Consider the following 9706-nt stretch of genomic DNA (forward strand, 5'->3'; position numbering starts at 1 on the left):
GTTAGCCTCCGGTGCCAGTCGCAGCGATTTGCTGGGCCTGCGAAACGCAGCCTGCGGGCATGTTGGTCAGGGTGTCGATACGGGCGATCAGATCCAGAGCATTACCCAGAATTTCTGCCTCGTCCCGAGGAGAGATGGTTTCATATGCGTGGGAATCAGCCAGCACCTCAATTGCGCTGAAGCGATCCCCATTTTCGAGGCAGGCCAAACGCCGACCTGTTGGAAACCCGTCCGATTTCGCTGCGGGCAGGGGCATACGTGCGTTTGCCAGCAGATAATGTTCACCCGAGTGGGTACGAAGAGAGATACCAAAGCCTGTATCAGGATAATCCCGGTTCAAAGACTTCAGCTCACCTATGAAGCTTTCGCGAGCGAAGAAGACGGCCTCTTGCTCGGCAGCGGCGGAGTTGATCATGCTGGTCACATCAAAGACCCTTGTTACTGGAGTTGAGCGGAAGACTCGTACAGGTGCCAAAACGGCGAAAAAGGACTCATTAACTCCTTGGACCAAGAAGCCCGGCCAAGGCGGTGTTATTTTGACGCGAATAAGATATTTTGGTGCTTGAATTGTGGCGTAAATATGAAGTGGCGTGCATAGGAATGCCTCAACCTTGAGGTGTATAGTTAACAGGTGCGCAGTGTTTTTAGGTCTGAAGATTGAGCGAGTGCCGCATTGAGCGCATTTCACAGACAGTTCGTTGCGTTTTTTGAGATCGCGTTAACACTCAGTATTTGCGGCATTAGTTCCGGTGCTGCTGGTGCTGTTCTGTGAGCGATCTGGATTTTTTGCCAATGGCCCGATTGCAGAAAAGGTCGAACTGACAAAGCCAGCTCGACACGATTTGAACTTCGCAGTCCAACCGATACAACGTAAGCGCGTTTTTCCTGCTGATCGAGAAATCTCTGTCTCATCGAGCGAATTGGTACCCAAGATCTACGTCTCGGATCGTGTAAGTCTAATCCCGAAAAATCAGCCTTCCAGCACTCATACTATATGAGCCGAGACATCCCGACGCTGGTGTTTTTCCAGCGACTTTGCCCAAGGGTAGGGAAATCGCGCGAAACCTGCCGATCAAAATCTTGAGCCGGGGTGAATTTTACCTCTCGCGTCCCGAGTAAAGCTTTGTTATGGAGCGCTCCAGTCCGGCACATAGGTGCCCGGTTGCGGGTGTGGCGAAATTGGTAGACGCACCAGATTTAGGTTCTGGCGCCGCAAGGCGTGGGGGTTCAAGTCCCTCCACCCGCACCAATAAATTAAAGAATAATTAGATAAATTAAGTATTTACATACAATAGATCATTTATGGTCCCACTGTCAGACCAACCTCAGTCTCGCCTTAGTCGGCGGATTCTGGGCTAAGTCAGCAATGAGCCTTGAAGTAAGCTTCTGACGATCCTCCGCACTTTCCATCAGAGTGCAACGGTAGTTGTTTGTACTGGGCCGCATGTTAGACTGAGCAATGCTTTAGCAGTGAAGAATGTAGTTAGTTAAGTATATCAGCTATGGCGCCTATCAGGTTCAACACCTCATGCGTCTCTCGGTTCACCTGATAAACATAGTCTCCAGCACGCACATAGTAGCCGTTTCGCCGTAGTCCATATCGGCTGGGATTGTCGATAGGTACGTACCCATCGTAGATGTAGTCCCCAACCCGATATCGTTTTACTTGGCCCGGCGGCACGCATGGAATTGCTTTTTTGGCCAAGCCAGGTGGACAATGTCCCGCCTTCGATTTCACGAGAACAGGCTGCACAGCTGTATGTGAATCGATAAGTTGTCCAAGCCCAAGGGTCTGTAAGTCAAAACTCGCACCCGCAACCGGCGCAGTCTGAATGGCAGACAGTGTTACCGCGATTACTAGAGTTGTTTTCATCTTTTGGGGCCTCATTTACTTTCAAATTTTAAGTATGCTTCCGGTCACGGTTTGCCTAACCCATAGGCGGAGACTGGCTTGCGGCTAGCATCTTTGGATCTGAGGCGATGGTTCGACTGATGCATCATCCTCACCTAGCGACCTTCCAAACCGTTAAGTTAAAAGGTGGCAATCGAACGGTCCCACAACCAGAGAATTCATTTGTTTTTATTCCGTAAACAATATTAACCGAACATGAACAGTATGTTCTCGGTGCGTTCAGCCACGCTGAGTCATAGTCCCTGAATTGGATCGAACGACATGTGTATCGTTTGACAAGAACAAGGGGAACAACATGGTCAAGCCTGCCTTTGTGACTAAAGACTGTGGCACACCAGCTGCAATGCAGACCTCCGGCAAAGCTGCCGACGAGCGTTTGCAAACCATGATCAATTCGAGCAGTGGTCGCTTCCCTCCTATCGAAAATGCACTAATCGAGATCACCAAAAGCTTGCGGCTCTCCGAGGCTCGTCAGAACGCCTGAAGGCAGATCAGTTGACCCCCCCGAACAATTCTCGATATTCACCCTAAACATCAGAATTGTCCCCCGATCCCACCCCATCATTTGGGGTGGGATTTGTTTTGACGGGTGACACTATCACCAGAAAACGAGTTTCAGCTTCAGAAACCGTCAAAATATCCCTGGGCGCGCCTACGGTAGGCACGCCCAAAGTGTAGTTCGACAAGGGCCTAAAGGCTTCGGGTTATAATCCCAAAAGGGCTTTGACCTGTTCTTCGACGGCGTCAGTTACAGGTTTGTTGGCCGCCGCTTCCAACGCTTCGCGCTCGGCCAGGTCCTGTTCTTCAACAAGCTCTGTCAGTTCTTCCACCACTTCGACCGCGTCATTGTAATCGATGGCAGCCTGTCTTTCGTCGTCCAGGTCTTGCACTTCATCAAGCGAAGCATCCAAAGCGGTCTGAGCCTCTTCAAGCTGCGCTTCGATATCGGGATCTGTTCCGCCTGCATCAGCCAAGGCCTGTTCAAGCTCTTGTACTTTGTCCCGGTTTTCTTGAACTTCAGACAGCGCAGTTTCCAATTCATCTTCGATATCTTGCAATGGGCGCTCCGGCGGCTCCAGCCCTGCTAAAACCTCTAGCTGCTCGACCAGATCCTCACGCAAGGGTTCACCGGCCAACACCGTATCTCGGTAGGTGGCTATTCTACCAACGCGCGAATTCGGCGCAGCATTGGCCAGTGCAGTGGGGCTGGCGTTGGCCGCATTCAGCGCGCCCAGTTCCGATGGATGGGCACCAAGCAACGCGGCCATACGATTGCCCTTGGCACGAGATACGGGGCGCTTTGACTCGTCCACAATGACAGTCTGCGCTGAGGATTTTGGTGCCTTGGTCTTACGGGTCCCGTGCGTTTTGTTAGCACCCGTCGCGGCGGCTTCTGTTTTACGCGCTTTCTTTTTCCCACTGAACAGATCTTTCAGAGAGAACCCACCGCCTTTTTTCTGACCAACCCCGGCAGAACGAGACTTTGTATTTCCTGCCCCGGATTTTCCGGCCTTGCTTCCGCTGGCGCCCTTGCCAACCGCGCTGTGATCTCCGCCAGATCCCTTCGCCCCGTTGCCGTTCCCACCGCCACTACCGTTGCCGTTCCCACCACCGTTGCCATTGCCGTTCCCACCACCATTGCCGTTGCCATTGCCTTGCTTGGCATAGGCAAAATCAGGAGCTGCAACAGTGGTCACAATGGCCGTCGAACCCAAAAGGGCAATCGCTATTGTCGAGGCTTTCAACAGTCCGCACTTGGTGATGTTCATCTCAATCTCCTAAAAAACTCACAGCAACAGTTATCGAAAAACTGAACCTAGACGCCGTGTTCTGGCCGTTTGATCCATGTTCGAATCAACAAGGCTGGACTTCATTTAACTTGAGCGCCCTTGAACGCAGGGCTAACTGCTTGTTCATCGTCGGTTCACATCCGGCCTTGTAGTCTTGGCCCAAGAGTATGAGGGTTCCATGCAGACCAAAACTTTATTGTTGGTTGCAGCGTTGCTGAGCGCCTTGTCCGGAGGACAAGCGGCGGCCGATGCGCGCGAACTCAAACAGTCTGAACTGCGTATGGCAACTCTGTCGGGAAGCGCAATCCGGTTGAAACGCGTCATCAAAGGTGTGGAAAAAGCCATCGGTGGGACCCCCGTTGATGCACGCGCATTCCAAGCCGACAAGATTTACTATCGCATTCTTGTCAAAAAGCCGGGCGGAAAGATCGTCAGCGTGATTGTGGACGCCCAAACCGGCACCGTCGTGTCGAATAACTCAAGTGTCGGGCGCGAAATCTCCAAAGCCGCACGCTCCACAGCCTCCAAGTCCAAAAGCAGTATTGGTCAAAGCACCTCTGCGACTCGCGGGAACAGCACTAGCCGTGGCAACAGCAATGGCGGCGGAAATGGTAACGGCAATGGCGGCGGCAACGGCGGAGGCAATGGCGGAGGTAACGGTGGCGGCAATGGCGGAGGTAACGGTGGCGGCAATGGCGGTGGTAACGGCGGCGGCAACGGCAATGGCGGCGGTAAGAAATAGCGTGAAGCTGACCGCGTTTTAGATATAGTCTCCGAATATGCGAATTCTCCTTGCTGAAGACGAACCCCAGCTTTGTGAACAAGTCAAAAAGCTGTTGGGCTCCGAGGGCCGCGTGGTCGACGTGGCAACCAATGGTACGGATGCCCTGCATCTGGGGTCGACTGAACCTTATGACATGATCATCCTCGACATCGGCCTGCCCGAACGCGACGGTATCTCGGTCCTGCGGGAATGGCGTAACGCGGGCGTCAAAACCCCGGTCTTGATCCTGACGGCCCGAGATGGCTGGAGCGAACGTGTCGACGGTCTGGATGCGGGCGCAGATGACTATATGACAAAGCCATTTCACATGCCTGAACTGGCCGCACGGGTGCGGGCGATCTTGCGCAGGCAAAGCGGTCAGCTGAACCCTGTAATCGAAATGGGGAACGTGGTGTTAGACACTAGAAACGGTCGGGTCAGCGTCGGAGGAATCCCGGTCGATTTGACTGCGCAGGAGATCGCGGTGCTCACTTATCTTGCGCATAATATCGGTCGGATGGTGTCGCGTACAGAACTGTCCGAACACATCTACGAATACGACGGCGACAGGGATTCGAACACGATCGCCGTATTCGTTACGCGTCTGCGCAAAAAACTGGGCTCTGATTTGATCACAACCGTCAGGGGACGGGGCTATATGATTGATCCTGCCTAATGCTGTCGTTACGCCAACGGGCCTTGCTCGGAGGTATAGCCTCGGGTGCGTTGTCTGTAGGCGTTGGTACGCTGGTGGTGTTTTCCTATATCAATACGCGCGTCCTGGATCAGTTCGACAGTGCGCTGCAAGACCATCATACGCAAGTTGTCGTTGGCCTAAGTGCGATTACGGATGATCCTGAAACCTTGCGGCAGTTTGTATTCGACCCGGCCTATGGTACGCCCTACTCAGGGCGGTATTGGCAAGTAACAGACGGTACTGGCGCCATCTATACCTCTGCCTCGCTTTTTGACGAAACGATTTCCGAACCTCCGCGCGCAAGTGGCGAAACAATCATTTGGAACACTACAGGTCCGGACAACGAGGCCGTTCGCAGCGTCTATCAAAAAATTACGTTTGAAGACGGAACGGAGTGGGGTGTAACTGTCGCCGAAAGCAGGAACCAACTGATCAACGAACGCAGTGCCGCACAAAGATACCTGCTCTCGGTTTTCGGTTTGGTCGGTTTGATCGGAGTGGCCAGTTCGCTTTTGTTGATGTCCGCCATTATCGGCCCCCTCAGGAAGTTACGTGCCGATGTCGCTCATCGCTGGGATCAGGGTGATGAACTGGTGCCCGCAGACTACCCGGACGAGGTATCGCCTCTGGTAGAAGACCTCAATAAACTGCTGCATCGAAACCGAGAGATCGTCTCCGGTTCGCGAAGGCAGGCAGCTGATCTGGCGCACGCTCTGAAAACGCCGACAGCCATCTTACGAAACGAATTGGCGGATCTGTCTGAAGCCGGCGTACACACAGAGCCTGCGGAAGAGGCGTTATCTCGAATTGACGCTCAGCTTGGCCGTTCGCTCGCGCGCATGCGTGCTTCAAACACTGGTGAGCTAACCCATTCTAGGACAGACCTGTCGAACTCGGTCGAACGACTGTCCCGGCTATTCTCGGTTATGGCGGAACGCGAGGGGAAGACCCTGGTGTCAGACAACGAGGCAGGTCTTCTTGTCCGCATGGATCCTCAGGACATTGAAGAAGTGATCGGAAATCTCCTCGACAATGCGCTCAAGTGGAGCCGAACAACATTCCAAATCACTGTGAGGCGAACGGAAAGCGGTATCGAGATTTGCGTTGAGGACGATGGGCCTGGAATCCCAGAACATGCCAGACTTGAAGTCCTTCGTTCCGGCAGTCGGCTGGATACCTCTGTCAAGGGAACAGGTTTGGGTCTGTCTATCTCGGTCGATTTATTGGCTGCATATGGTGGGAAGCTAGAACTTAGAACATCGGAGCGCCTAGGTGGCTTGGCTTGTGAAGTGACGATTGGCCCCTGAGAACAACGTACTGTTTTCGATCTCTGGAAGCCTCGGTGCAGTTCTTTAAAATTTGTAAACCTCCGTCTGAATAAACTACAAACGCTTTCAACAAACACTACAAGCGCGATGCCAATTCGAGCGTAGCGGGCATCAACTAGAGCCAACAGCTTAGGTCCCGCCAGTGAGCAGCTTTCTATTAAACAGCATAAACTCACTCAAAATGTTATGTGTTCAAAAAGCATCAACAACAATTAAACTCAAATGCTTCTAAGTTGGTCCCTTCTAACCTCGTATTAGGATTGGTTGCAAATAAGCTCAGTCATCTTAAGGTTGTCGATAATGCGCCTATTCAACTCGGTTGTTTTTACGGTGTTATGCACTTTCGTGGCCGTGATATCCGTGTCGAAAAACAGTATTGCCCAAACCTGGGACATCGCATCCCAGCACTCTGTCAGCGGTGTAACGGTGTACGATACCGATGAGCTGTTAACGTTTGCCGGTCAGTTGGCCTTTGATCGGTCGGGGCGCATCACGGCGGCGGAGGTCGCATCAACGATCACGCAGATCTACCGAGAAGACGGTTACTTCTTGGCTGAGGCGTGGCCTGGTCCCGATGGGCAGAGCATAGTTGTTGATGAAGGGCGTATTCAAACCATCGAAATTGAAGGTGTAGATACACGCACGTTCCAAACCCTAGAAAAGATCTTTCGCCCCCTCACTACAGCATATCCAATAACTCTTAAACGATTTGAGCGTGCGGTTATGTTGGCCGAGGACATACCCGACTTGGACGTGTCGACCGAACTTGACTACCCGGACCAGGGTGGTGCGCGGCTGAGAGTATTGGGAGACCCTCTACTCAAACAAGCCGGCAGCGCGACACTCGACAACCCTCCGCGTGAGCTTGGAGAAGCGCTCAGTTTCTATATCGTACAAGAATATTATTCGACGCTGACCGTCGGGGATTTGCTGCGATTTGAGGGGTCAGGCAACTACAATTGGGACAAAGACGACGAACACTCTTTGTGGGGCGCTGTTACCTATCGCACGCCGCTGAACAGCAATGGTCTGTACGGTGAGATTTTCTACGGAAACATAAACGCAAAACGTGACCTCTCGGGGGATTTTGCAAGAACAGATGTTGATGGCGAGAACTTCAACCTCGCGTTGGGATACCCCGTGATCCGCGATGTGGCTCGCTATGGGTATCTTCTGCTGGATTATCGCGTTTCCGAAGCGGACTCAGTCAGTGGCGGTGTTCCACTATCCAGTGACGCGAGTGTCGTTGGCCTGACATATCTCTACGGACAAAACTATCCAAAAGGACAGGCTCTGGAAGCGGGGCTAACCCTATCTTTTGGCGATAATGACAACGACACGACGGACGCAAATTTTGACGATGGAGATTCTTCATTCTGGCATCTGCGGGGCGGCATCGGATACGAAAGCCCGCTAACGAGCTTGTCGCCCAACACAGCTTGGCGCACTGAGATTTGGGGGCAGTACACAACCGACCGGCTGCCCTCGGTCGAGGAGTACTTCCTTGGTGATCGTTATGCTTTGCGTGGATATCGGTTTGACGAAGTGGATGGTGATTCAGGGATATCCGCGATTTTCGAAGTGTCTCACTCCTACTTTCCGAGTTCCCAAAGCATTCATCGCTTGACGCCCTTTGTCTTTTTCGACGTGGGTTACATCTCGAACAATGACCCTGCGAGTTTTGAAGTTGATAATGCTACACTGGCCTCGACAGGTCTGGGTTTAGACATTGAGTTTAAGCAAAACCTATTCCTGTCCGGATATGTCGGTGTCCCTTTGAGAGACGGTCCCTTGACCGACTCTGGCGATCCTGGCGCGTATCTTGCTCTGACAACAAGTTGGTGAGGATGTTATGAAACGGAACCGCATTGCAATAATTGCCGCAGCTTGTTTGGTCGCTGAGCTGGTCGCTACGCAGGTAGTTGCCCGCGGCAATCATTATGGGTGGTGCCGTGGTGTAGGGAACCCGCACCAATCGAGCCAAGGATGTGGGCAAGCTGGCGGGCAAGGGGCAGGCAACCAAATTACCGGTCCAACGCAGCCGGTGGCAAATCAGTTGCCACCTAAGGGAACGCAGCAAACACCCACGTCAGTTACTGTGCCGGTCCTAGCGCCTAGCGCGGTCCCGAATGCAATTCCCGGTCGGGTTCCAATCGCGACGCCGATAGCGGTTCCCGGTCAAGTTCCAACACCCGTCGCAGCGCCGACCCTAGTTCCGCCTTTGGTGCCAAATCCGACGCCAAACCGGGTTCCGACAGCCGTTCCCAATCAGGTTCCGCCATTGGCTACCGGGCCTACTGCTGTGCCGCCGCAAGTTCCGACTGCAACCCCAAATCAAGTTCCGATAGCTGTTCCTGGCCAGGTCCCGCCTCAGCCTAGTGTGCCGCCCCTTGTGCCAACGGCGACACCCAACCAAATACCAGTCGCCGTTCCTGGTCAGGTGCCGCCTCAGCCTACCGGTCAATCTGCTGTGCCACCGCTTGTCCCAACCGCGACCCCAAATCCGGTTCCCACAGCGGTTCCCGGCCAGGTTCCACAGTTAACGCCAAGACCTACGGCAACTCATGTAGCCGTCCCCGGACATACGCAGCCACAAGGCGTCGTGACAATCATGCGCCCAAGGCCGAGGCCGACAACAGGTACTGTTCAGCAACCTGGCCCAACACAAGTGACTCACCATTCAACCTACCAAAGCAGTTCAAAGAAACACGATCACGTCGCAGCAACGCCCGGACGGCATGACCCGCACGATCTACCGAGATTCCGCAACACAGCGGCCAAGGAAAACTGGGAATGCGTTGCCAGCGGATTTGGACAGCGCCGGTATGATGCTGGTCGAGGCGTATTGCTGAGCAACGGAGCGTTACGGCACCTTGGAAACGTTGACGCAATGGCACGGGATGTACCTGCACGGCATCCAAAACACTCTGGATGCATCATTTCGGTTAAACGAAAGCAGCGTTAAATCCAGCTTTGTACGGCTGATTTCAAAGTAGTCATCTGGCTGGTTTCGGTTAACGTGAGCATAGCCTTATCACAATTCTCTACTAACTCAATTGAGTTGCTACTCCAGTTTTCGTCCCCATTGGATCAAGTAGTTAACGGCTTTGCGGGCCTGGTTCGCGCTCTGCGACCGTTCCCCATGCTTCCATGACGGATGGCTTGGCCCAGCAGCATGCCCACCTCTGGCCCCATGCATGCGACAAACACTCCAAC

Annotated in this window: 7 protein-coding genes and 1 tRNA gene; 6 read left to right on the forward strand and 2 right to left on the reverse strand. The window is 53.3% G+C overall.

From position 1 onward, the window contains the following. Position 1 precedes the first annotated feature (1 nt). On the reverse strand, positions 2–415 hold the full coding sequence (locus tag ACR0JE_RS14980; RefSeq protein WP_480547953.1) for a hypothetical protein: 414 nt from the start codon (positions 413–415) through the stop codon (positions 2–4). Positions 416–1164: 749 nt separating this feature from the next. Between ACR0JE_RS14980 and ACR0JE_RS14985 the strand changes: the two genes are divergently transcribed. After that, a tRNA-Leu gene (locus ACR0JE_RS14985) sits at positions 1165–1249 on the forward strand. 958 nt (positions 1250–2207) lie between these two features. Then, complete coding sequence (locus ACR0JE_RS14990) at positions 2208–2396, forward strand: hypothetical protein (protein ID WP_480864740.1); 189 nt, start codon at positions 2208–2210, stop codon at positions 2394–2396. 220 nt (positions 2397–2616) lie between these two features. Here the strand turns inward: ACR0JE_RS14990 and ACR0JE_RS14995 are convergent, their stop codons facing one another. Next, on the reverse strand, positions 2617–3681 hold the full coding sequence (locus ACR0JE_RS14995) for a hypothetical protein (protein ID WP_480864741.1): 1065 nt from the start codon (positions 3679–3681) through the stop codon (positions 2617–2619). A gap of 199 nt (positions 3682–3880) precedes the next feature. On the opposite strand from ACR0JE_RS14995, the gene ACR0JE_RS15000 reads away from it, so the two are divergent. From ACR0JE_RS15000 to ACR0JE_RS15015, 4 genes are all read left to right on the forward strand, one after another. Continuing rightward, positions 3881–4444, forward strand: a complete 564-nt coding sequence (locus ACR0JE_RS15000; RefSeq protein ID WP_480864742.1) for a PepSY domain-containing protein — start codon at positions 3881–3883, stop codon at positions 4442–4444. Positions 4445–4481: 37 nt separating this feature from the next. Beyond that, positions 4482–5141, forward strand: a complete 660-nt coding sequence (locus ACR0JE_RS15005) for a response regulator transcription factor (RefSeq protein WP_480545333.1) — start codon at positions 4482–4484, stop codon at positions 5139–5141. After that, on the forward strand, positions 5141–6469 hold the full coding sequence (locus ACR0JE_RS15010; protein WP_480864743.1) for a sensor histidine kinase: 1329 nt from the start codon (positions 5141–5143) through the stop codon (positions 6467–6469). Before ACR0JE_RS15005 ends, ACR0JE_RS15010 begins: the two co-directional genes overlap by 1 nt. Before the next feature lie 321 nt (positions 6470–6790). Then, a complete protein-coding gene (locus ACR0JE_RS15015) occupies positions 6791–8335 on the forward strand; it encodes a ShlB/FhaC/HecB family hemolysin secretion/activation protein (protein ID WP_480864744.1) in 1545 nt (514 codons plus the stop codon). Positions 8336–9706 lie beyond the last annotated feature (1371 nt).

It is taken from the genome of Ruegeria sp. H3 (genome assembly GCF_056533095.1).